Origin of the sequence: Nonomuraea sp. NPDC059023 (assembly GCF_042740095.1) — a bacterium.
Classification (GTDB): Bacteria; Actinomycetota; Actinomycetes; order Streptosporangiales; family Streptosporangiaceae; genus Nonomuraea.
The window spans coordinates 1-22,186 of sequence record NZ_JBHYIO010000055.1 but is presented as its reverse complement, the minus strand read 5'-3'; the positions used below and the strand labels follow the sequence as shown (position 1 = coordinate 22,186).

The window sequence follows — 22,186 nt, the reverse complement described above, 5'->3', positions numbered from 1 at the left end:
TCACCGAGAAGAGGCCAAGCCTACGGAGGCTCCTTGAGCACACGGGACGCGGTCGCCCTCCTCGCCGGCGGCGTAATGATCGTTTCCTTGCTCGGCACCACGAACCGCACCCAGGCGGGCACCGCCACCAGCCCCCTGGCCAACACCACCGGCACCGGCCCGAGCCTGGCGCCCCTCACCAGCCAAGCCGACAAACAGGACGCCCGTGCTCTCATCTCCCGCCTGCGCGTCAAGGACCGTGGCTCCAGCACCGGCTACCAGCGCACCAACTACGGCGGTAACTGGGCCGACTCCGCCACCGGCGTCCCCTACGCCGGCAACGGCTGCCGCACCCGCGACGACCTGCTGGCCCGCGACGGCCGCGACGTCGTCCGGGCCGGCTGCACCGTCCTGTCGTTAACCCTGACCGACCCCTACACCGGCCGCGACATCGACTGGCGCGTCTCCGACGCCGACGAGATCCAGGTCGACCACGTCGTCCCCCTGTCCTACGGCTGGCGCATGGCCGCCAAGTCCTGGCCGAAGTCCAAGCGCCTCGACTTCGCCAACGACCCCCTCAACCTCCTGCCCGTCGACGGCCGGGCCAACGAGGAGAAGGACGGATCGGGGCCCGCCGCCTGGCTGCCGCCCCAGCGCCGCATCCGCTGCGCGTACGTCACCCGCTTCGCCCAGGTCGCCGTCAAGTACGACGTCCCCGTCACCCGCGCCGACAAGCAGACCATGCTCGCCCAATGCCGTTAGCGCGCGTCCGTCCAGTCGAAGCCGTGCTTGAACGTCTGCTCGGCCAGCGCCCGCTGCCCCGCCGCGTTCGGATGGAAAAAGTCCCACTTGCTGATGTGATCCAGCGTGTACGGGAAGGAGAACACCGCCCCGCCGTCGCTGCGGCAATTGGGACCGTAACCGGCGCAGGCCCGCTCCAGCACCCGGTTGAAGTCCACCACCCGCTCCCGCACCCGCGCCCGCCGCTGCGCGTCCTTGCGCTTGGCCGAGTCCGGCGCGGCCAGCATCGGCCGGCAGATCCGCCCCAGCGTCCAGAACGTGCGCGCGATCGGGTTGTCCTTGCCCGCCTGCCACAGCCGCCGCAGGTCCGGAATCGAGGCCACGAACACCCGCGCCCCCGGCAGCCCCGCCCGCAACGCCGACAGCGACTCCGACACCCGCCGCTCGAACACCGGCACCGGCGTCATCGTCTTCTCGGTGCCCGCGCACACGTCCTGGGCGCCGATGAGAATCGTCACATATTCCGCCTTCGCCGCCACCGCCTTGCCCACCTGAGCGCGGAGATCGGCGCTCGTCGAGCCCGGCACCGCGAAGTTGAGATTGCCGTCCTTCATCCCCAGCCGGGTGAAATGACTGCCGACCGAGCGGTCCTTGCCCGCCGCCCACGAACGCGACGTGCACGAGACGTACCACCCGCACGCGTTGAACCCCGACGTGATCGAATCTCCCAGCGCCGCCATGACCTGCGGAACCGGAGCGACGATCGACCCAGACACCAGCACCGCGACCGCGGCCAAAGGCGTGATCATGGACACAAGGTAGATCGACCCTTGCCTCCCGGCCAGGCGAACGGCCCGCACCACACCCACTTCGCATCGCCGCTTGACACGCCCGATCCGCAACACGCGAAAATTTTCGTGTTCATGGTCCGTAACCGGTCATTCACGGGGCCGGGAGTCGAACGTGTTCAGTTCCCGCATAGAGTGTCTTGAGTGAGTGTCGCGCTCGGAATCACCCGCCCTCTGCCGGTTCGCACCACCTCGGTAGGCGACCCCGGCGACCTGCTGCAATCCCTGCCGAAGACCGCGCCCTATGCGTGGATCCGGCATGGAGAAGGACTGGTCGGCTGGGGGGAAGCCGCCCGCGTGGCCGTCCCGCCCGGCGCCGGGCGCTTCGCGTGGGCCCGCGAGTGGCTCACCGACGTCTTCGGCCACGCCGCCGTCCGCGACGACGTGGGCACCCCCGGCACCGGGCCGGTGGCGTTCGGCACCTTCACCTTCGACGAGGACTCCCCCGGCTCCGTCCTCGTCGTCCCGCAGGCGGTCCTGGCCCGCCGCGACGGCCACGCGTGGCTCACCACGATCGGCGACGCCCCCCTCGAACGTTTCAGCCCGATCCGCACCCCCGGCCGCATCAGCTACGGCGACGGCAGCCTCACCGCACCCGAATGGGAGGCCATCGTCGCCCGCGCCGCCCAGCGCATCCGCGACGGCGAACTCGAGAAGGTCGTCCTGGCCCGAGACCTGCTGGCCACCGCCGAACGCGCCATCGACATCCGGCTGCTGCTGGGGCGCCTGGCCACCCGCTACCCCGACTGCTACACCTTCTCCGTGGCCGGCATGGTCGGCGCCACGCCGGAACTCCTCATCCGGCGCACCGGCCAGGAGATCGAATCCCTGGTCCTGGCCGGCACCACCCCGCGCGGCACCAGCCCCTCCGACGACCTCTCCCGCGGCGCCGCGCTGCTGGCCAGCGCCAAGGACCGGCACGAGCACGAGTGCGCGATCGCCAGCGTCCGCGACACGCTGGCCCCGCTCTGCTCGGCCCTGCAGACCCCCGACGAGCCGGAACTCCTCGTCCTGCCCAACGTCCAGCACCTGGCCAGCCACGTGACCGGCCGCCTGGCCGACGGCGCCTCCGTCCTGGACGTGGTGGCCGCCATGCACCCCACGGCCGCCGTCGGCGGCACCCCCACCGACACCGCCATCGACGTGATCCGCGAACTCGAGGGCATGGACCGCGCCGGCTACGCGGGTCCGGTGGGCTGGATCGACGCCCACGGCGACGGCGAGTGGGGCATCGCCCTGCGCTCGGCCCAGATCAGCGGCCGCCGCGCCCGCCTGTTCGCCGGCGGCGGCATCATGTCCACCAGCGACCCCGCCCTCGAACTCGCCGAGGCCCAGGCGAAATTTCGCGTCATGCAGTATGCCCTCGAAGGACCCTAAATCCCCTTTTCTATCCTTTACGGCTCCGCCACCCCCCCACACCACCCGCCGACGTCGGCGCGCGCAGGTCGGGGGGATCGCTTCTCACGTCGGACGGGCCGGGCGCCGCAACGGCGCCCGTCAGCCACCCGAACGGGAAATCCCCACCGAAACCCCCCGCCGTCCCAACCCCTTTTCGCCCGGATACCGGAGGTCGGGTTGCCCGGATGCCGGGGTGCCCGAGTGCCGGGATGGCGGGTGCCGCGGATGCCTGGGGTGCTCAGATGCCGGGGTGCTGGCGTTGGGGGTTGGGGGTTGGGGTAGTGGGTGGTGGTTGAGGCTAGGGGGTGATGCCGGCTGCCGCGATTCTGCGGCGGGTGTAGCCGATTCGGGTGTAGACACCCAGGGCCGGTCCGTTGTCGTCGTCGACCATCAGTGCCGCCCGGCCATAAGCGTGCACCAGTTCCCGCGACACCCACCGGCACACCCGCTCGCCCAAGCCCCTTCCGCGGAACGGCCCCGCGGTCGCGACCCCGGCCAATAAGCCCACGTCCGGCGCGCTCCACGCGTCCGCCGCCACCGCGGCCAGCCTGCCTTCCGCCCGCAGGCCCGCCCACCGCCTCACCCCGGCGGCGCCGGGCACCGCGTAGGACTCCGGGGCGAAGGCCGTCAGCAGCGCCGTCACCTCCGGGGACGTCTCGCCGGGCAGCCAGCCCACCTCAAGGCCGTCAGCCGGAACCGGGACGGCCGGCTCGCGAAGCAGGCTCATCCAGGAGAATTCGCCCGCCACCTCCATCCCGTCGACCTTCGCCGCCACCTCGGCGATCGTCCGCGTGTCGCCCAGCGGGCGGTAGGCCGGGCCCAGTTCCGCCAGAGCGTGGCGGACCAGCGGGACGGCGCTCGCCGTACTGCCGGAAACTGCCAGGCGGGCGCGGCGGGCGAGGTCCGGTGCGGCGGTCACCACCGCGTCGCCCAGTGACCACGCCCGCGCGCCGGGCCCGAGACCCTGGGCCGCCCACATCAGCAGGTCGTCGTCGCCGCACGCGGCCCGGACCTGCGCCGGAGCGGTGAGCTCGTGGATCACAGAATCGAACCCGGCCGGTACGCCGCCGCCTCCGGGTGGGCCGAGACCACGTGGCCCACGCGCTGGGAGACCGACTCCACCTGGTCGGCCGCGGCGCCGGTGAAGGAGACGCGGTCGGCCAGGAGCGCGTCCAGGGCCGCGCGGTCCAGCGGGAAGCGCTCGTCGGCGGCCAGGCGGTCCAGGAGCTCGTTGGCGGCGCCGCGCGAGCGCATCGCCAGCGCCGCCGCCACCGCGTGCTCCTTGATCAGCTCGTGCGCCTGCTCCCTGCCGACCCCGGCCCGCACCGCCGCCATCAACATCTTCGTCGTCGCCAGGAACGGCAGGTAGCGGTCCAGCTCGGCGGCGATCACCGCGGGGAAGGCGCCGAACTCGTCCAGCACCGTCAGCATCGTCTCCACCAGCCCGTCGAAGGCGAAGAACGCGTCCGGCAACGCCACGCGGCGCACGACCGAGCACGAGACGTCGCCCTCGTTCCACTGGTCGCCCGCCAGCTCGCCCACCATCGAGGCGTAGCCGCGCAGGATCACGGTGAGCCCGTTGACCCGCTCGCACGAGCGCGTGTTCATCTTGTGCGGCATCGCCGACGAGCCGACCTGGCCCTCCTTGAAGCCTTCGGTCACCAGCTCGTGCCCGGCCATCAGCCGGATCGTCTTGGCCAGCGACGACGGCGCCCCGGCCAGCTGCACCAGCGCGGTGACCACGTCGTAGTCCAGCGAGCGCGGATACACCTGCCCCACCGAGGTGAACCGCCGCTCGAAGCCCAGGTGCGCGGCGACCCGGTTCTCCAGCGCGGCCAGCTTCTCGCGGTCGCCGCCCAGCAGGTCCAGCATGTCCTGGGCGGTGCCGACCGGGCCCTTGATCCCGCGCAGCGGGTAGCGGGCGATCAGCTCCTCCAGCCGCGTGTACGCCACCAGCAGCTCGTCGGCCGCGCTCGCGAACCGCTTACCCAGCGTCGTCGCCTGCGCCGCCACGTTGTGGGAACGGCCGGCCATCACCGTGGCCTCATGCTCCTCGGCCAACGTCGCCAGCCGGGCCAGCAGCGCCACCGTGCGCTCGCGCACCAGCAGCAGGCTGTCGCGGATCTGGAGCTGCTCGACGTTCTCGGTCAGGTCGCGCGAGGTCATCCCCTTGTGGACCTGCTCGTGCCCGGCCAGCGCGTTGAACTCCTCGATACGCGCCTTCACGTCGTGCCGGCTGACCCGCTCCCGCTCGGCGATCGAGGCCAGATCGACGTCCTCGACCACCTTCTCGTAGTCGGCGACCGCGCCCTCGGGCACCGCCACGCCCAGCTCCGCCTGCGCCCGCAGCACCGCCAGCCACAACCGCCGCTCGGCGACGACCTTGTGCTCGGGAGACCACAGACGCGCCAGCTCAGGGGAGGCGTAGCGGGCGGCCAGGACATTGGGGATACGCGGCTTAGTCACGTTCCATGAGTCTATGGTGCGCCCACCGACCAAGGCACGCCGCCCCGGCCGGCCGTACCAGGGAGAAGAGCCGATCGCGGCGCCGAGGCCAGGCGCATCGTGTGGATCAGACCGCTCGTAGCCAGCGATCGAGGGCGGCGAAGTCATCGTCGATGAGACCCCGGGCCGACGGGACATGATGGAGCAGAGCTTGGCCGGGATGATGTGCGGACACCCAGTCCCGGTCGGCATCGGTGATCTCGTCGTCGACCCAGGCGAAGGGACGCCGGTTCGCCCACGCCACCAGTGTTCTGGTCTTCCAGCAGAGCCCGAGCCACTGGTCCTCGCGTTCGTCCTCGCCGGAGGGCTCGGGCCAGTTCACGACCGGTAGCCGTGGCAGCCCGATCCGGGGCGCGATCTCGGCGTTCGCCTGATCTTCCCAGGTCGTGGCCCAGACCAGGTCACACGGCAACGCCGCCAGCCGAAGCCCTGCCCGCGGGTCGAGCCGCGCCAGGTGGTCGGTCTGCCCGCTCCCTGACGGCCGGCGCTGCGACCCACCGCCGAACGGCAGGAGCGGCCCGTCGACATCAAGGAAGAGCAGCGGCCCGGTCATGCCGCGGTGACCCGTCCGTGCCCGAACCGGGCTCCGGTGCGCGCAAAGTGCGACAGGGTGGGGTGCGTTGACAGCACGCCGGCGGATCTGGACGGGCTCGATGAGCCTGAAGGCCACGGCCGGGCCGAAGGGCGACTCGATCGGGAGCAGGTGGTGGCGGACAGTGCGACCCGCGTGTTGGGGATCACGGTTGGAGTGATCTGCATGGCATTCTCCGGGGGATGTGGCGGGCAGGCGCACTGGTATCCGATCGAGTCCGCCGTTGTAGCTCCGGATGGTCGCACGATAACAGCGACGATTCTCACCAACCGCCCGACCCCGATGGAACCTCCTGCCACGTGGTCACCAACAAGCAGCTTTCCGAGAGCCGCGGGCAGGTGGTGATCGGCGTAGAGGCTCGTGATGAGTGCGAACCACTCTTCCCCTGGGAAGAAGGGATCACCACATTCGCCGTGGGATACCGGCGCGAGCTCCGCTTTGATCTGAAGAACCCCCTGGATGGGCGGCAGATCATAGACAAAGCCAGGGCCGTACGGCCCGCATTCAGAGAGGTTCCCTTCTGCGTGGCGGGGTGAAAAGGCGCTGCGGCGGGCGGGGCACCCCGCCCGCCCGCCGCAGCGCGCTCAAACCCCCCGGATCAGGGTGCCGAGGCCAGGACCTTCGGCTCTTCCTCCACCTCGGCCGCGGGCTTGCGGCGCAGGCGGTCCTTCGTACGCTCGACCATCGTGTACAGGGTCGGCACGCCGAACGCCGGAACTGATGCAAAAAAGACTCGATTGCCGCAGCCCGTCAGTTACGTCAGCGACCGATCCAGTGCGCCCAGCACGACCCAGGTATGCAGTGAAGCTCTGTGGACTGCCTAACTTGCGGCACGGACGTCGCTAGGATCTGGAAGGTGTGACGCACTTACCGACATACTCGGAGGACCCACAGGCGCTGGTCGTGACCGCATCTTTCGGATGGCCCGACGAGTGGGGGTCAGATCAAGGTCCGCCGATCCAGATGGTTGCATCGTTCCTGCAATCTCTGAACAAGTTCATAGATGCAGTCGATGTCGCTCTATTCATCAGGGGCCACGTGCGCACTGACCGCTTCTCTGACGCACCCCGGTATGAAGTTGCCCTTGACCAGGTTGGGGAGGCTGTTGCCGCGCGATCGACCAGCGCTGTGCGGATAGCCCGCATGTCCATGGGGTCCCCGCTCGTGGCGGAAGTGATCATCAACGGGTTGACGGGAACCGCTGCCGCCGGCGCGGTGGCATACCTCTTCAAAAACCCCGATCAGATCGGAGGATGGTTCCCACGGCTTCAAACCGCTTGGTACAACGGGCTCGCAGAAAGAGAGAAGGCCAAGCGTGAATACCGGGAGCTGAGAGAGGAAGGCGGCGATATCCAGCCTCGTGAGCTTGAACCCTAGGGAGGCCTGCCAAGGCCTTATACGTATCCAATCGGTGACCGTCGCTGCACAGGGGGTTAGGGCCTGTCCCGTGATCATGTGACGGGACGGTCGGTCTCAGGTGCGGGGGTCGGCACGGGCTCGGAGGAGCTGCGGACGTGCGCGGGGTGTTAGCTTCCCTTCCCATGATGGAGCACCAGGACCAGATCAGGGCGGCCTACGAAGGGGTCGTCGAGCTGTATGCGTCGATGTTCGCTAATCGGTTGGAGACGCAGCCGTTCTCGCGGAACATGATCGGTACCTTCGCCGAGCTGGTACGCGAGACGGGGAATCTGCGGGCAGCCGACGTCGGGTGCGGGCCTGGACATCTGACGGCCATGCTGCACGACCTGGGGCTGGACGCCTTCGGGCTCGACCTCTCCCCGGGCATGGTCGACTACGCCCGGCGGGCCCATCCGGCGCTGCAGTTTGACGAGGCGCGGATGGAGGCCCTGCCGGTCGAGGACGGCGCGCTCGGCGGGGTGCTGGCCCACTACTCGATGATCCACACCCCTCCTGGGGAATTGCCCGCGCTGCTCGCCGAGCAGGTGCGTGTCCTGGCGCCAGGGGGCATGCTCCTGGTCTCGTTCTTCGCGACCGACGGATCGGAGCCGGTCCGCTTCGACCACAAGGTGACGCCCGCCTATAGCTGGCCGGTGGACCGGTTCGCCGAGTTGCTGGCCGGGGCCGGGCTCGTCCCGTTCGCCCGGCTGCTCCACGACCCGGCCTCCGAACGGGGCTTCCTCGACGCCCACCTGCTGGCCCGCCTCCCCTAGCGAGACAGTAGCCCGTGATCATGTGACGGGGTGGCGGAGCCAGATGCGGATCGAAGCGACGTCGATGGTGCCCTGGTAGATGCGTTCTCGCTTGATGCCCCTATGGATGTCAAGCGCGTCGGGGCGCCATGATGATCTTGTGGATTTCGCGGGCGATGTAGCGTTTGAGGCAGCGGATCGCTTCGCGCCTGGTCTTGCCCTCGGCCTGTCGCCGCATGATGTAGCCGCGGGTGCGGGTGCACCAGCGCAGGCGGGCTATGACGATGGTGTAGAGGGCGGAGTTGGCTCGGCGGTCGCCGCCGCGGTTGAGGCGGTGGCGTTGGGTTTTGCCTGAGGACGCCTCGATGGGGCTGACGCCGCAGAGCGCGGCGAAGGAGGCCTCGCTGGCAAGCCGTTCGGGATTGTCGCCTGCGACGATGAGCAGTGCGGCGGCAGTGTCAGGACCGACTCCGTAGCAGTCGAGTAGCTGCGGCCGGTGGCTGTTGATCGCTTCGGTGATCTGCGTGTTCAGCTCGTTGATCTCGTCGGTGAGATGGATGATCCGCTGGGCCGGCGACCGCAGGGTGTGGGCTGCGGCGGCCCTGGCCGTGGTGATCGGGCTCGTGGTGAGGCCGGCGCAGCAGCGGATGAGTTTGGGGTTGCTGAGGCCGGTCAGTTGCTCGCGTAGGACCGGGTCGGCGCGGACCAGGATGGCCTTGAGCTGGTTGATGGCCTGGGCTCGGGACTTGGTCGCTGATTCTTTGGCGGTCTTGAACAGGCGGATCATCTCAACAGGGCCGTCGCTGGTCTTCGCGGTCGCGGTGGCGCGGCCGGAGAGCACGGCGCGGGCTGCGGTCTCGGCGTCGATCTCGTCGGTCTTGCCCCGGCGGCGGCGTTCGGCCTTGTCGGGTTGGTTGACCTCGAGGACCTGGATGCCGGCGGCGTGCAGGTGCCGGGTGAGTGCGGTGCCGTAGGAGCTGGTGCCTTCGACGCCGGCGCGCCGCAGGATACCGAGTGCGCTGGCCCAGGTCAGCAGGTCGTGGTATCCGGCCGTGGTGGTCGGGAAGCTACGGCTGCCGAGGGGCCGGCCGCTGATGGTGATGACGGCTGCGACGTGGGTGTCCTTGTGTGTGTCGACTCCCAGGACCACGCTTTCGTCGTCGTGGTGATGACTGGAGGTGGCGTCGTCGGGCATGCTGGGCATGGTTGGTCTGGCTCCTGATGGCTCGGGACGTGGGCTGGCCGACGCCGGGCCGAGGCGGAGCGGTCAGGACTGTGATGGCGCTCTTGTTCGCAGCAAGGCCCCTATCGGGACATGCCCGTCCGGACCGGCGGCAGCAAGCACCGCCACGGATAGTGGCCGACAGATCAAACGCAAGGCACATGGCCAGTCGTAACGCGGGTCAGACCACCGCCCGAGGCGGCACCCCTTTATCCTCACAGTCGTAGCGGGTAGCGACGGCACGGTGCTGACACAGCTTGTTGACGCAGCGCTCGACGGTGTTGCGTTCCTTGTAGGCATCGCGGTCAAAGACCGGTGGCCGGCCGCCTTTGGAGCCGCGGTTGACGCGGTGGGCGGCCTGGTCCTTCTTGACCGGAATGACGGCCTTAATGCCGCGTCGCCGCAGGTAGCGCCGGTTGGCGCGGGAGGAATAGGCCTTGTCGGCCAGGGCACGGGCCGGCCTCTTGCGAGGGCGGCCCACGCCGCGGCGGCGGATGCGGATGGACTCCATCAGCGCGAGGAACTTCGGGCAGTCGGCGTGCTGGCCAGGCGAGGTGAGCCGGGCGATCGGACGGCACCGCCGGTCGGCGACCAGATGGATCTTCGTTGTCAGGCCGCCCCGGGACCGTCCGAGCGCTTCCCGACCGCTTTTCGTCACCCGCTCGTGATCTTTACCGGCCCCTTTTGAGTGATGTCGACGGCCGGGGCTCGACGCGCCCCGGCCGCATGCTGGTGCGCCCGCACGATCGTGGAATCGGCGCTGACCGTCCAGTCCTGGCCCTCTGCTTCGTCGCACCCGGCGCGCAGCCCGTCCAGGATCTGTTCCCACGTCCCGTCCAGTGACCAGCGGCGATGCCGGTTGTAGACCGTCTTCCACTTGCCGTAACACGGCGGCAGGTCCCGCCAGGCGCAGCTCGCTCGGGTCCGGAAGAACACCCCGTTAATCACCGTCCGGTGATCGCTCCACCTGGCACCATGCACGTTCTGCGCCGGCAACAGCGGCGCCAGCCGCGCCCACTCCTCATCCGTCAGATCATGACGCTTCAGCCGTTCATCATCCACACGGATGATCTACACCAAACCGCCAACAAAGATCACGGGACACGCCCTAGATCGTTGATGTGAAATTCGCTGATCGTCTGCGGGCACAGCGAAGGGCGTCCAAGATCGGTTTGTGAAGACTGAGCTGGACGCCCTTCTGACGGCACTCTATGTCCATCTGGACGATCATGTGATGCCTTCGCGGGGCCGGCCTCGCAAACGAGGCCGGCCGCCGGTACTGACCTCGGCCGAGGCGGTGGTCGTGGCGGTAGCGCAGGTGCTGCTGCGATGCGACCAGGAACGTTTCTGGTTACGGACGGCAGCGGCCAGGATCGGTCATCTGTTCCCGCGATTGCCGTCCCAGGCCGTCTACAACCGGCAGTTGCGAGATCTGGGCCCGCAGATGTCGGCGGCGGCATCGTGGATAGCCCGCCAGGTCCCGACCTGGCACGAACCTTTGCGGTTGATGGACGGCACGCCGGTCCGCTGCGGAGCCTCGCGGGTGACGGTCAACCGATCCGGCCTGGGCGAGATCGCCGGATACGGCATGGACAAGTCCCACCACGCCTTCTACTGGGGCGCCAAGCTGATGCTCATCACCACCGCCGATGGCAAGGTGACCGCCTTCAGCCTGGCCCACCCCAAAGAGCTCGACGAACGCAAACAAGCCCTGCACCTGCTGCACGTCGCCCAGATCGCGCCCGGGCCGTGCCCGATCGTGTGCGACAAGGGCTTCGCCGGAGCAGGCATCGAGAAAGCCGCCGCCGACCTAGGCCACCCGCTGATCCGACCCAACCGCCAAGACGAACACGAACCGACCCCGCCGTTCCCGTCCTGGTTACGCCAGCGCATCGAAGCGATCATCTGGACCCTGCCGGTAGCGGACGGTCGTGCCGTGCAATTCGGTGGCCAGCAGGCCGCTGATGCGCATCCAGGCCAGGTAGCTGGCGATGGTTCGAGTGCTGACGCCGAGCTCTTCGGCGAGCAGGGTCCAGGTAGCGCCCTTCTTAGGCGAGGTGAGCATGTCGCGGGTGGAGCGCTTATGAGCTGCCACGCCAACTGGAGGATGCGGCGTCGCCAGTCGTTGCGGCGGGTGGCCGCGCCGGACAGGTAGTCGACGGCGTCCAACCAGAGGCCGAGCGCGGGCGCGACGATGCGCTGATCGTCTTCGGCGAGGTGGACCGAGAGGCCGGGGACGGCGAGCTGCGTGCCCGTTTCTGGGCATGCAGAACTAGCCGCTTGGCGAGGTGCTACGGTAGATCTCCAAGCGATTGTGGATCTTCAGCGACGCGCTGCTCTTGGCCGGTTTGGTTGGTCGCCTACGGGGCCAGAGCGGAGCGAGTGATCCGCTTGCTGTTCAGATGTAAGGGACGCCCCGCAGTGCGGGGCGTTTCTGCTTTTCAGGGGCTCCTTGAGCGAGTTCGCTTCGGGGTCTGGGCAAGGTCTGGGGTTCGGACCCCAACGCGCACAGGTTGATATTTATCATCTTTGCGCGAACTTCCCGAACGATCCGAACGAGATGTGCGGGTCTCTGACCAGAGCGGAGCGTGCCCTCCAGCGTCAGCAGCGCCCAGGGGTCGCCGTCACCAGCGGTCAGCGCTCACCGCGCCGCAGGCAGCGAACGGCCAAGTCACCGATTCAGAACGAAGCGTCATTGACCGTGCACACTGGCGGCCCGCTGCTGCACCATGCGGTCGTGCGGCGATGGCGTAGGCGCTTGGTGGCGCCACGATGGCGGAACCGCCGGCTTTGGCTGGTCGCGACTGAGGTGCCGCTTGCCAGCCTTGGCCGTATGTACTCCAGTCTGGCTGCGGGCTTCTCAACGCTGGGGATCGCGGCTAGCCAGGGCCAGATCTTTCGGTGTGGGATTGACCGCGGGGGCATCGCGACCACTCTGATCGCCGCGAGGCAGACCGCTGGCGGCCTGCCCCGTGTCCGTACCGGTGCGGGTTGAGCTAGTTGGTGCAGCAGCTACCCGCGAAGGGGTGACCACTAAAGCCGCAATTAGGAGCAACCGATGAGCTTTAGCGAAATCGCAACAATAGTTGGAATATTTGGCGTTGTGTTCGCTATTGCCTTCAACGCCCTACAGGTACGCGAACTATCCCATCAAAGACGCATTGGAAATAGGGCGAGCTTCCTTGCAGCCGGATTCAACAGCATAGAGAGATTGCACGACATAGATAAAATAATCGTCGAGAGACCCTATCTGCATTACTATATGTACGAAAGCAAGCCGCTTCCCAGAAACCGAAAGACCCGCGTAGAAGTTGAAACCATCACTCGAATGATGGCCGATACCATTGAATACGGTCTCGCAAATACAGGCAATATTCATGGGACTGATATCGACATGGGCTGGCGGCCTTTCGCTCTTATTATGCACGAAAAGTGCACCATGCTGAGATTTCTCGTTGCTAAGTACCCCGAGCTATGGCCGTCTCTGGTTATCTACTGGGAGTCACAGAATTTTCAGTGGCGCCCCTGATAGAGCTGCGCCACTGATGTATGCCCTCAGGGCGTTCGTGACCGGCAACGCGTCCGGCTTGGTCCTCGAGCCAGCGGTGCCATACTAGGTGAGGTATCTGCATGTCCTTCGGGTCGTGGCTCACATTCGGGTGAGGGAGATACAGCGGCCTCCGGAGCGTTTGGCTAACGCATCAACCCGGAGGCCGCATCTCCCGCTCACAGCCACCGGTCAAGCGCGCCAGCAGGCTGACCACCGCTGACGATGCCGACCGCGCCGTACCTGAGATGGACTTCCCATCGGAGACTTCACAGCTACCTGATTGCCGCGGACGTCCGCAGGCCGTAGATGAGTGCTTCCAGCCGCTTTAGGAAAGCGTCAATGTCCGTGCGGCGTTCGGCGCTCACCCACACCAGGCGGATCAGCTGGAAAGCAGCGTGCCGGTCGTCACCGGTCAGGCCGGTGATGCCGAGCTTGCGCCACAGGTCGGTACGGCCGTAGATGCTGCGCTGGTAGGCCGCCCGCTCCTCCTCGCCGGCGTCGTCGGCAGGCAGCGGCGGATGCAGGCGCTGCTCAACCTCGGCCGCGGTGATGCCGAGCCGGACCGCGTGCGCGGCCAGCCCGTCGACGTAGCGGATGTGCAGGGCCTCGTGCAGCACGTGCCCCATCGCGGTCACCGCCCGGGTGCGCCGCTCCATCAGGGCGCCGGTGCTGCGGTCGACCAAGTCGGCGAGCTCCACCAGGGCGTCGCCGTACTGCCGGTGGTAGCCGAGAAGCGTCGGGAACACCTCGCCAGCGGCCAGGAGCGCGCAGGCCAGGGTGCGCGCCTGCGCGGCCATTCTCCGACAATGCGTTTCGTTCACATGTTCGATAATAGCGGCGAACCGAAACCCCGGCATGGAGGCTGGACGTCGCTAACCCGGCTGTCACCCGCCATCATTCCCGCCTGATCACGACTTGAGCACCCCAGCCTCGCCGGAACTTCAGATCGGTTGCAATGAGGGCATGAGGCTCCTCCGCCGCTCCCCCCGACCGCCATCACGCCCGCCCGAGCTGCGTCCGCCCCGCTCGATGCTGTGGTGGGTCCTGCCCGGCGCGCTGGTCATCGGTGCCGCCGCCTGGGGCACCGCGCAATGGCTGCTCCAAGGTCTGCCGCAGTTGCCGATCCCTCAGCAGGTCTCCACCCGGATCGAGGCTCTGCGCACCGCGCTGGCAGCCGCGGCCGGAGTCGGCGCCGGTGTGACGCTGCTGCTCGCGGTACGGCGTCAGCGTCATCAGGAGGTGGCCACCTGGCATACCACTCATGATGCCGCCGAGCGTCGGGTGACCGAGCTGTACACGAAGGCGGTCGAGCAGCTCGGCAACGCCCAGGCCCCGGTACGGCTCGGCGGCCTGTACGCGTTGGAGCGGTTGGCCCAGGACTCTCCGGCGCTGCGCCAGACCGTGGTGGACGTCGTCTGCGCGTACTTACGTATGCCCTACCAGCTTCCGGACGATGAGAAGCCCGAGCGCGAGCCTAGAGTTCCCCGGCCCTCGGTCGGTGGTGTTACCAAATCCCTGCCCGCCCCCAAGCACGACCCCCACGAGGAACGCCAAGTCCGGGTTACGGCCCAGCGCATCCTGGCCGCTCATCTCCGCTACCAGGTTCCGGTCACGCACACTTGGTGGCGACCCCGTGCCACTGATCCCAACGTGCGTCACTGGGCAGACCAGCGTCTCGACCTCACCGGCGCCACCCTGCTCGGTCTTGACCTTAGCAACTGCCGCATCGGCCCCATCGTCCTCGATAATGTGACGTTTACCGGCGATGCCAGGTTCGACGACACGACCTTCGGTGGCGACGTCGACTTCAGCCATATCACCTTTACCGGCCATGCCAGGTTTGACGGCGCGACCTTTACCGGCGATGCCAGGTTTGACGGCGCGACCTTCACCTGCGGCACTAAATTCAGCTACGCCACCTTCATTGGTAGCGCCGGGTTCGACAGCGCGACCTTCGACATCTTCGCCGACTTCGGCCACGTGACCTTCGTCGACGTCGCCTGGTTCAATGACACGACCTTCAGCGGTGATGCCGACTTCGGCTATGTCAGCTTCACCGAAGATGCTAGGTTCGACAACGCGACCTTTACCGGCGAGGCCTGGTTCAATGACACGACCTTCACCGAAGACGCCATGTTCGAGGACGCGACCTTTACCGGCGAGGCCTGGTTTAGTGACGTGACCTTCATCGATGACGTCGATTTCGTGGGGGCAACATGGCAGGAGAAAGCTATGTTGATGGGTGCCCAAATGGCACCGGTCGAGGGCCGGGCGATGCGGGCGCTGCCCGCTACCTGGCGAGCGGTGGCGGGCGCGGACGGGTGGCAGATGCTGCGACTGGCCACTCCCGAGGAACTGGCGCAGGCTGACGGCGCGGAGAACCCATCTGGAAACGGGTGAGACGGAGGGCAGCCCCTGCCACGAGGGCGGGCTGGCACGAGCATGGGAACACGCAAGACGGCCTCCGGAAAGCTGCGCCACCCCTAGCGCCCAGAGGCCGTCGAATTGCCCGAAACCAAGCCAACACGAGGCCCGAAGACCACCATGAACAGCCGGTTGCCTCCATCATGACACCTGTGGCGGCGAGAGGAAGGCAAGAGCGCCTTCGTGTGAGCCGTACACGAGCGGTGGTGGCGACCGCTGCTGGCCGCGAACATCTCTGACACCTCATGCGCCCCCGCATCTTCGGTGCGTGCTCCGTCGCGCTGCACGAATACAACGTGGAAGCCGCCAGCCGTCACCGCCTGGGCACCTCATCTGGGATAGAAAGCTCGGTGCGGGCGGCGTCGAGGAAACCGTCCTGTATCGGGTCTATGTGATCCCAGAAAGTGGTTCCCTCCTCTAGGGTCCACATGGCACTGTCGAGCGCCTCGACGTAGGTATGGCTGGCTGACAGCAGACCGCGTGACCCAACGAGGCTCAGGCGTCGATGGAGCCGCCACACCTGCTTGCTATAGGCGCTTGACTGCTGACGGATCTCCCGCTCAGCACCGAGCACATCGCGGCGATGCCAGAGCATGTAAGTGTGGACCTGCATGTCCTGGGCAACGTCGAGGAAGGCGAGGATGGCCTCCTTGCGTTCTTGCCGTAGCGCGGCTATCCGCTGAGTTTGGGCCTGCTGCCTGGTGGTTCGCGTAGCGAAGAACGTTCCGAGGAACGTGCCAGCAGCTCCCACTACAGCCCCGAGCAATGAGAAGAGTGCAGGCGCGAGCGTGGACCACTCCATCGACTCATCATCGCGTGATCGCCAGTCCCCATCAATTGGCATTGTGGTGGCGAGGGGCGAAACCCTAAGAGATAGCACCTGATCACCAAGGGCTGCGAGCCTTCCACCCGGAGTAAGACAACCGAGAGTCACAGAAGGTTGCCACAGAGTGGCGTTCTGTTGAGGCGCCTGCTGTGCACCCACGATCAAGCGTCTTCTGGCTCGTCGGGTAGCGCACGCAGCGGAAGGAACGCATGCAACTGCTCCACCAGCGGTCGTACTCCCGTACGGCCGATCGTGATGAGTCCCATTTCTGTGAGAGCGTTGATGTCTCTCGTCACTGTCTTTTTCGTCTTGGTGGCGTAGTCCCGCGTAAGCGTTGGCGTCAGCTCGACGAGCCGGCTCTTCGGAGTAAACGCTCCATGGGGCAGCGCAAGAACCAGTTTGCGTTGGCGGATGCACGCCGTGGAGTTCCTGTCCCGAAAGAGGCTGTGCACGAAGTTCTCCCACGTGACATACAACTGCTGCTCGCGGATCACGCCGATCTGCTCTCGGAGCTCATCCACGAAGCCCTGGAGTGCGTACTTGATGAAGTCCTCGACGGGGAAGTGGGGCTCGCGGCTGGTCTTGGCCAGAACCCGGTAGTATTCGCTGCGAGTGCGGTTGTAGAAGTCGGCCAGGACGTGCGCTGCAAGCGTGGGAACTCCGGCTCGCACGAGTACCTGAAATTCGATCAGCCTCGCTGTTCGGCCATTGCCGTCCCAGAACGGGTGAATCCAGGCCAGGTAGAGGTGAGCCACGATCGCTGAAAGGATCGCTACGGGTTTACGGGAGGGGCCGGTGGCGGTGGCGCGCAGGTCTTCGAGCCACGAGCAAAGCCGCTGAAGGAGATGCTCGCAGTCCTCGGCAGGGGCTCCGCGGTACACACTTCCGACAATCACGCTCTTGCTCCGGATCTCGCCCGGATTCACCTCGTGGTGGGCTGGCAGATCTTGCAGAATCAGACGGTTGAACTGCTTGACTCGATCTACGGTCAGGGTGAGAGGTCGGCTGTGCAGCACGTCATCGACGATCTCGTTGTACGCCGCCACCACATTGTCGATCTCTTGCCCAAGGTATTCCTGTGATGGAGGAAGCGGCAGCTCGTGGCGGACACGCTTGAGAACCTCTTCCTCCGTAAGGGTATTGCCCTCGATCTGCGTCGTGGCGTGTGCATTCTTGCTGAGGTAGACCTCGTTGAGGCGCTGGGCCACTGCAGGTTGTAGCGGGACTCCAGCAACGTGCTCGCACTTTGAAATGGCCTCACCGAGCAGCATCCAGATCTCGTTGTCCAGATACTTGGGAAGCCTGAAGGTGATCCATGGGTGAGTCTCCTCATATGGCCTACTCATAGTCTCATCCTATGCAGTAGAACCATGCGTCTGACCAGGGGATATGCGATTGTGACCCCGTAACATGTCCCACGCTTTGGTCGGGGCTCCTGCCCAGTGGAAGGGCGCCCACCTCCACTGCCTGGCGCTGGAGGCGAATGCGGAGCCTGAGCGGCAGGCGGACTGGCGGGGGCGCGGTCTGAGCGGCTGCGGATCGTGGGCGAGATCAACCGGCACCCGTGGTGGTCCGGTATCGAGAACCGGTCGGAGGGGACTGGGGCCGCGGCCCTCACGGAGGAGATCCCGGGGCGCCGCACGCTGCCCAGAGGTCTCGCCCGTTAGACGCTGAAGATGCGCCCGCGGTTCGCCCTCGATCAGCGGTACGGATGCCGGTAGGCGTCTCGGGCTCGCTCCGCCACCTCGGGCGGTATGACTTCCTCGTCGGCGGCGTTGACCGCCATCAGGATGTGCAGGCGTTGCTCGGGCGTCATCGCCGCCCACTCCTCGTCCGGGAGCCCGCCATACTCAAACGCGTCGTCGTCGCTCTCATGCACTGATCCAGAGCGCCCGGCCCTGCAGCCCAGTGGAGGCGAGACGCCGATAGGTCCGGATAGGTCGCCTCTTTGCTCGATTTCGGCCTGACGTGTTATCGGATGATGGACGACCAGCACTCGCGACTTTGTGTGTCGTGTGGGGGAGCCGAGGCGGATGCTCCCGGGCAATCGGCGCTCACCCCGCCGAGGTGAGCTGAAGGCGTTGCAGCGCGGTGATACCCAGCGCCTCGATCTCCGGAAATCTCCGCCCTGCTGTTCGCAGGGCCCGCTGAATCTGGTGAGGCAGCCGCAGAGCTTCCGCCGTCAGGATCGACTGCCTGAGAGCGGCCGTCGTCGCTGAATCGTCCGCGACCAGGCTGAACGCTTCAGCCACGGTCACCTGTTCAATGGCTCGCCATTGAGGAGCCACCCCACCGACATCCGGCGCGTCCGCTTCCGCCAGGCGAACGGCTTGCCGAACTCGTCCGGTGGCGAGCAGTCCACGTAGGTGGACCTCTCGGACGACGAACGGATTGACCAGTGGCGTCTCCTGGGCGGAGTCCATGAAGCGATGAAGGTCCCTGACGGCTGCGTCGAAGCCTGCTGTGTCGCCGAGTTCTGCGAGGGTCCGGGCGAGCGGGATGAGCACAGTCCCGCGTTCGGTAGCGGGCGCGACGTCTGCTGCCTGCCGCAGCCGTACAGCGGCTGCGATCTTCCTCTTCACCTTGCGTAGCTCGTTGCCGTGGGCGCGAAGCGCTCGGGTGAGGAGGACGGCGTCATCCAGCACGCCAGCGATGTTCAGTGCGCGCCCAGTCCATCGTGCTGCTGCTGCCAGGCTTTCCTCGGGCAGGATGTCGCCGAGGGCCACGCCCAGCACGACGCGTGCCTGCGTGAGAAGGTGCGCAACGTAGCGATCTGAGTGTCCCGCGGTCAGACGGTTCTCCAACCTCCAGACCAAGGGCCACAGTTCGTTGATGGCCTCGGCGCTGTGCCCGGCCTCGCGGGCGAGCGCGGACAGGCGGACGGTGGATTCTCCGAATTTGATCATCGCGGCGAAGTCAGCGTCTGCTTGGTCGGTGACGCCGAGCGCGTGCGCCGGCAGGCCCAGATGTTCAGCAAGGCGGCGGAGCGCGTCCACATCCGTGAGCGCGCGCTGGCCGTTCTCCAGCCTGACGATGTACGTCCGGTCGTATTGCAGTTCTTCCGCGAGGTCGGCCTGGGAGGTCCGGGTCGCCTTGCGGTAGGCGCGGAGTATCTCGCCGAGGTGGCCCCGGGACAGCGCCGCCTGCGCTTCAGGGGACGTCCAGAGCCACAGCGGGGCGGCACAGGCCTGGTGCGGCAACTGAGCTCCCGCCACGACGTGGCAGGCCGGGCACAGCGGCGAGGCGTTCCATGACTCATCGACAGCTGCCCCACACGCTGTGCAGTGCATGGCTACCTCACAGGTTCCTGAAGCCGCTCGAACCAGTCGAAGATCGACCGCTTGTATCCTTCGGGCATCGGCAGGTCGGCGATCTCGTCCTTGGCGAACATGCCGACTTCCTTGTGCTCGTGGCTGAGGACTGGGGCGGCGTCGGTGTCGATCGTGGCGCCGTACGTCACGATCAGCACGTCCACGCCCTCGCGGATGTGGTACTGCCAGGAGTCGAGGATCGGGCCGACTGTGGCCTTCCAGCCGGCCTCCTCGCTGATCTCCTGCGCGAGTCTGGCTGGCGGGTCCTCGCCCAGTTCCAGTTTTCCGCCGGGCAATTCCCATTCGTCGCGTTCATTGCGAAGGAGTAGAACGTGCCCATCTCGGACAATTACTCCTTTTACCGACACGGGGAAAGCGTGTGGGCGGTAAGTCATTGACGGGGACCTTTCCGACGCGGAGGCGGCTGTGTTTGGAACCTAACACGCTGCATGACCTCGCGTCGGGCCTCCTGGGGCGGTGTGACAATCTGTCACTTGTCTCTGGTCGAGAACCTCATTCAGGCTGATGCCGAGTTCCTCACCGGAAGGAAATCCCACAATGGCGAGCCGATCTAAGGGCCTGTCCGCGCATGCGGATCCAGCGACCGTCAATGCTCTTCTGCAGCGTGACGGCCTGGTCATGTTCGAAGGCGTCCATGGGCGGGCCGCCGTGGTTCGCCTCGCGCGCCGACTGGTGGTGCCCTGGCAGCATCGCGATGCCGAACCCGATGGTGTGACGGTCATCAGCGACCGCGGCCCCATGGCGGAGCAGCCGGGCTTCGCTGGTTTCGGCGCGGGAGAGCTCAGCCCTCACACGGAATCGTCGGCGCTGGCGGTGCCCCCCAGGATGCTCCTCCTGATGTGCGGTTCACCCGCCGCGTGTGGAGGGGAGTCGCTCGTTGTCGATGGTGCCGCCGTTTACCGTGACCTCTCTTCGGATCCCGACGTGATCGCCAGGTTGCGCCAACCGCGTAGCGTCCAGTTCGCACCCGGCCGGTGGGGGTCGATCTTCGCCAACACCGCAGACGGCAACATGGCCCTGCGTCTGCGTCTGCGTCTAGATGATCTCGCACATTTCACCGAACCGGTCCACGCGGTGCTGCCTACGCTGATCGGAGCCATCCGCCGGCACCAGCGGCTCTTGCCGCTCAAGACCGGCGAAGGCTTCCTCCTCGACAACCGGCGCATGCTCCATGGCCGGAGATCATTTACCGGCCAGTCGGAGCGAGTGATGTACCGGGTCTTGGGCAACCCCACAGCAGACATCACGCTGCCCACAGGCTTCACGGTCTCCGGTCTCGCCCTCGCCGCCCCGGCCTGCTGAGGTGCCTATGCCATCCGATCGCGCGGCCCCTAACTCGCCCATGGATGTCACGGCGGGTCCCGCCCGCACGTACAACGAACTCTTGGGCGGCAAGGACGGCCTCGGCAGCCGTAAGGTACTCGCCGCTCTCGGCGAACTGCTGCCGCAGCTACCTGTTGCGGCCAAGGCCAACGCGGCGTTCGTGCACCGCGGGGTCGAGGCCGTGGCCGACGCCGGCGTCCGCCAATACCTCGATCTGGGGTGCGGTCTCCCAACCCCGAACGACCGCACTATCCTGCGCAGCGCACGCGAGTACCAACTGGAAGCGCGGGTGGTCTACGTGGACAACGACCCGTCGGTGGCGGCGAACGCGCGAGCACTTCTTGACGTGGCAGATGGATACACCTGCTGTGTTGAGGCGGACGCTCGCGACGTGCCGCAGGTCATCTCCGCGGCTGGTGAGTTGCTGGACTTCCGGGAGCCGACCGCGATCATCATGGGCGCTTTGGCGCATTTCTGGCCCGCCGACCAGGATCCGTACGGCATCGTGCGCGACTACCTGGCCGCGTTCAAGTCCGGGTACCTGATCTTCTCACACGCGTGCGATGAGCTGCTGTCTGCCGAGGTCAGGGCGCAGGCTGTCGCGCTATACGAACGCATGGTGGCGCCAATCTACCCCCGCAACTCGGCCGAGATCCTCAAGTTCTTCGACGGGCTCGACCTCCTGGAGCCTGGCCTTGTCGAGGCGTCAAAGTGGCGGACCGACTACGCGGTGCCCCCCGATGTCGGGGACGCCCAGTTCCTTGCCGCGGTGGCTGGGTTCCGCGGCGGTGGGCCCGGCAACTAAGCCCCGGTCAGGGGTGCACGCGCAGCTGCCACCTGACCGGTCGCGGTCGGAGAGGACGATCCCGCCCGACCGCTCGGCGGGCCGAGCATCGCCCCGATAGGCAAGCTCGGCCCGCCAGCCTCAAGCCCCATGACATGCGACCAGAGGAGATCCCAACCATGAGCACGCCACAGCTCGCACCGCCTCCTATGCCCACACCGGGGTTGTGGGCTGCGATGAAGCGGCCGTGGCATCAGGACTGGATCGCCTTCTACCTCGGGCCAGCCGAAGCCGCCGACCCGGTGACCGCCCACGACATTGAGACGCTGGCCGCGTTCGCCAGCGTGGCGGAGGTTGCGCTTCGGCAGACAGGCGTCTGGCCGCCGCCGGTGGTTCCCCACCAGCGGACTCCCGACGGCGGCGCTGGTGGCCGCCGCCTCATGCCGGGAGAGCTGGCCAGCCGAGGCGGCCAGGGCCTCCGCGACGAGCACCGCCACGCTCTGCCAGTTCGT

Annotated in this window: 24 protein-coding genes; 11 read left to right on the top strand and 13 right to left on the bottom strand. The window is 67.0% G+C overall.

Features of this window, described 5'->3' with window-relative positions; translation table 11 throughout:
• Positions 1-33: 33 nt before the first annotated feature.
• A complete protein-coding gene (locus tag ACFWYW_RS52555) occupies positions 34-741 on the top strand; it encodes an HNH endonuclease family protein (RefSeq protein ID WP_379624257.1) in 708 nt (235 codons plus the stop codon).
• Here ACFWYW_RS52555 and ACFWYW_RS52550 read toward each other — a convergent pair.
• Positions 738-1,529 carry a GDSL-type esterase/lipase family protein gene (locus ACFWYW_RS52550; protein ID WP_379624254.1) on the bottom strand — a complete coding sequence of 264 codons (792 nt, stop codon included), beginning with the start codon at positions 1,527-1,529 and terminating at the stop codon, positions 738-740. The genes ACFWYW_RS52555 and ACFWYW_RS52550 overlap by 4 nt on opposite strands.
• Positions 1,530-1,712: 183 nt before the next feature.
• Here ACFWYW_RS52550 and ACFWYW_RS52545 point away from each other — a divergent pair, with 183 nt between their 5' ends.
• A complete protein-coding gene (locus ACFWYW_RS52545) occupies positions 1,713-2,945 on the top strand; it encodes an isochorismate synthase MenF (RefSeq protein WP_379624252.1) in 1,233 nt (410 codons plus the stop codon).
• A gap of 319 nt (positions 2,946-3,264) precedes the next feature.
• Here the strand turns inward: ACFWYW_RS52545 and ACFWYW_RS52540 are convergent, their stop codons facing one another.
• The 3 genes from ACFWYW_RS52540 to ACFWYW_RS52530 form a co-directional block, all read right to left on the bottom strand.
• Positions 3,265-4,008, bottom strand: a complete 744-nt coding sequence (locus ACFWYW_RS52540; RefSeq protein WP_379624250.1) for a GNAT family N-acetyltransferase — start codon at positions 4,006-4,008, stop codon at positions 3,265-3,267.
• The gene (purB, locus tag ACFWYW_RS52535) at positions 4,005-5,432 is read right to left on the bottom strand and encodes an adenylosuccinate lyase (protein WP_379624248.1); all 1,428 of its coding nucleotides are present in this window, start codon (positions 5,430-5,432) and stop codon (positions 4,005-4,007) included. Before purB ends, ACFWYW_RS52540 begins: the two co-directional genes overlap by 4 nt.
• A 106-nt stretch (positions 5,433-5,538) precedes the next feature.
• The gene (locus ACFWYW_RS52530) at positions 5,539-6,024 is read right to left on the bottom strand and encodes an HAD domain-containing protein (RefSeq protein ID WP_379624245.1); all 486 of its coding nucleotides are present in this window, start codon (positions 6,022-6,024) and stop codon (positions 5,539-5,541) included.
• A gap of 338 nt (positions 6,025-6,362) precedes the next feature.
• Between ACFWYW_RS52530 and ACFWYW_RS52525 the strand changes: the two genes are divergently transcribed.
• The 3 genes from ACFWYW_RS52525 to ACFWYW_RS52515 all read left to right on the top strand — a co-directional run bounded on the left by ACFWYW_RS52525 (position 6,363) and on the right by ACFWYW_RS52515 (position 8,234).
• Positions 6,363-6,599: a hypothetical protein gene (locus tag ACFWYW_RS52525; RefSeq protein WP_379624243.1), complete on the top strand. Its 237-nt coding sequence runs from the start codon at positions 6,363-6,365 to the stop codon at positions 6,597-6,599.
• A gap of 322 nt (positions 6,600-6,921) precedes the next feature.
• Complete coding sequence (locus ACFWYW_RS52520) at positions 6,922-7,440, top strand: hypothetical protein (RefSeq protein WP_379624241.1); 519 nt, start codon at positions 6,922-6,924, stop codon at positions 7,438-7,440.
• Positions 7,441-7,604: 164 nt separating this feature from the next.
• Positions 7,605-8,234, top strand: a complete 630-nt coding sequence (locus tag ACFWYW_RS52515) for a class I SAM-dependent methyltransferase (RefSeq protein WP_379624239.1) — start codon at positions 7,605-7,607, stop codon at positions 8,232-8,234.
• A gap of 109 nt (positions 8,235-8,343) precedes the next feature.
• Here the strand turns inward: ACFWYW_RS52515 and ACFWYW_RS52510 are convergent, their stop codons facing one another.
• From ACFWYW_RS52510 to ACFWYW_RS52500, 3 genes are all read right to left on the bottom strand, one after another.
• Positions 8,344-9,408: an IS110 family transposase gene (locus ACFWYW_RS52510; protein WP_379624237.1), complete on the bottom strand. Its 1,065-nt coding sequence runs from the start codon at positions 9,406-9,408 to the stop codon at positions 8,344-8,346.
• Positions 9,409-9,616: 208 nt separating this feature from the next.
• Positions 9,617-10,093, bottom strand: a complete 477-nt coding sequence (locus tag ACFWYW_RS52505; RefSeq protein WP_379624235.1) for an IS5 family transposase — start codon at positions 10,091-10,093, stop codon at positions 9,617-9,619.
• Positions 10,090-10,497 carry an IS5 family transposase gene (locus tag ACFWYW_RS52500; RefSeq protein WP_379624233.1) on the bottom strand — a complete coding sequence of 136 codons (408 nt, stop codon included), beginning with the start codon at positions 10,495-10,497 and terminating at the stop codon, positions 10,090-10,092. The genes ACFWYW_RS52505 and ACFWYW_RS52500 overlap by 4 nt, the downstream gene beginning before the upstream one ends.
• A 112-nt stretch (positions 10,498-10,609) precedes the next feature.
• Here ACFWYW_RS52500 and ACFWYW_RS52495 point away from each other — a divergent pair, with 112 nt between their 5' ends.
• Positions 10,610-11,590 (top strand): transposase, encoded by a 981-nt coding sequence (locus ACFWYW_RS52495; protein ID WP_379641350.1) that lies wholly within the window; start codon positions 10,610-10,612, stop codon positions 11,588-11,590.
• 903 nt (positions 11,591-12,493) lie between these two features.
• Positions 12,494-12,964: a hypothetical protein gene (locus ACFWYW_RS52490; protein WP_379624229.1), complete on the top strand. Its 471-nt coding sequence runs from the start codon at positions 12,494-12,496 to the stop codon at positions 12,962-12,964.
• A 293-nt stretch (positions 12,965-13,257) separates the two neighbouring features.
• Here ACFWYW_RS52490 and ACFWYW_RS52485 read toward each other — a convergent pair whose 3' ends face one another.
• Positions 13,258-13,782 (bottom strand): hypothetical protein, encoded by a 525-nt coding sequence (locus ACFWYW_RS52485; RefSeq protein WP_379624227.1) that lies wholly within the window; start codon positions 13,780-13,782, stop codon positions 13,258-13,260.
• Positions 13,783-14,014: 232 nt separating this feature from the next.
• On the opposite strand from ACFWYW_RS52485, the gene ACFWYW_RS52480 reads away from it, so the two are divergent.
• A complete protein-coding gene (locus ACFWYW_RS52480; protein WP_379624225.1) occupies positions 14,015-15,385 on the top strand; it encodes a pentapeptide repeat-containing protein in 1,371 nt (456 codons plus the stop codon).
• Positions 15,386-15,722: 337 nt separating this feature from the next.
• On the opposite strand, the gene ACFWYW_RS52475 is transcribed toward ACFWYW_RS52480, so the two are convergent.
• From ACFWYW_RS52475 to ACFWYW_RS52455, 5 genes are all read right to left on the bottom strand, one after another.
• Complete coding sequence (locus tag ACFWYW_RS52475; protein WP_379624223.1) at positions 15,723-16,211, bottom strand: hypothetical protein; 489 nt, start codon at positions 16,209-16,211, stop codon at positions 15,723-15,725.
• A 185-nt stretch (positions 16,212-16,396) separates the two neighbouring features.
• Positions 16,397-17,506 (bottom strand): Fic family protein, encoded by a 1,110-nt coding sequence (locus tag ACFWYW_RS52470; RefSeq protein WP_379624221.1) that lies wholly within the window; start codon positions 17,504-17,506, stop codon positions 16,397-16,399.
• 428 nt (positions 17,507-17,934) lie between these two features.
• Positions 17,935-18,114, bottom strand: coding sequence for a hypothetical protein (locus ACFWYW_RS52465; protein ID WP_379624219.1), 180 nt, complete (start codon positions 18,112-18,114; stop codon positions 17,935-17,937).
• A 175-nt stretch (positions 18,115-18,289) separates the two neighbouring features.
• Positions 18,290-19,435: a helix-turn-helix domain-containing protein gene (locus ACFWYW_RS52460; protein WP_379624217.1), complete on the bottom strand. Its 1,146-nt coding sequence runs from the start codon at positions 19,433-19,435 to the stop codon at positions 18,290-18,292.
• Between the two features lie 92 nt (positions 19,436-19,527).
• Positions 19,528-19,941, bottom strand: coding sequence for an NUDIX domain-containing protein (locus ACFWYW_RS52455; RefSeq protein ID WP_379641349.1), 414 nt, complete (start codon positions 19,939-19,941; stop codon positions 19,528-19,530).
• A gap of 163 nt (positions 19,942-20,104) precedes the next feature.
• Between ACFWYW_RS52455 and ACFWYW_RS52450 the strand changes: the two genes are divergently transcribed.
• From ACFWYW_RS52450 to ACFWYW_RS52440, 3 genes are all read left to right on the top strand, one after another.
• Positions 20,105-20,869, top strand: a complete 765-nt coding sequence (locus tag ACFWYW_RS52450) for a TauD/TfdA family dioxygenase (RefSeq protein ID WP_379628253.1) — start codon at positions 20,105-20,107, stop codon at positions 20,867-20,869.
• Between the two features lie 40 nt (positions 20,870-20,909).
• Positions 20,910-21,695, top strand: coding sequence for an SAM-dependent methyltransferase (locus tag ACFWYW_RS52445; protein ID WP_379628255.1), 786 nt, complete (start codon positions 20,910-20,912; stop codon positions 21,693-21,695).
• 158 nt (positions 21,696-21,853) lie between these two features.
• Positions 21,854-22,186 (top strand): hypothetical protein (locus tag ACFWYW_RS52440; protein WP_379641347.1); only part of this gene is annotated, 333 nt, incomplete at its 3' end.